This is a genomic window from Gemella sp. GH3, assembly GCF_013415425.1.
In the GTDB taxonomy this organism is placed as follows: Bacteria; Bacillota; Bacilli; order Staphylococcales; family Gemellaceae; genus Gemelliphila.
In genome coordinates this window covers 1-393 of record NZ_JACBYC010000146.1, presented here as the reverse complement: position 1 = coordinate 393, position 393 = coordinate 1, and the positions used below count along the sequence as shown (strand labels likewise).

Sequence of the window (393 nt, the reverse complement as noted above, 5' to 3'; positions counted from 1 at the left end):
CTATTATACCATTAATTAAACTGCTATTGCTCTTTATCATATAATTGTTGTAATTTCTGAAGCCTTGGATCAACTTGCTTAGTTTCAGAATCATCTTCTTGTTCTTTTTGAACTTCAATTAATTGATCTTCATCAATGACTTCCCAGCCATTACCTTCTGTTAGCATTTGATCACTATTTTCAGAAAAGGCGCGCATAGGCTTTTCAATAATTACAAGTTCTTCAGCAATGTCTTTGATATTAATCATACCATCAGTGACAAGATGATAATGTTCATCTTCTTGATCGTCATCATCGGTATAATCATCGTAGCCTTCTAAGTCAAATACTTCTGAAGTAGTTACATCTAGAGGCACATCTACTGGCTCTAGCGTACGTGCACATGGCATAGTA

At 34.9% G+C, this 393-nt stretch carries 1 protein-coding gene; it reads right to left on the bottom strand.

Features of this window, described 5'->3' with window-relative positions:
- Nucleotides 1-23 precede the first annotated feature (23 nt).
- The coding region (locus tag HZY83_RS05905) for a DUF177 domain-containing protein (RefSeq protein WP_179943134.1) at nt 24-393 on the bottom strand (370 nt) is incomplete at its 5' end.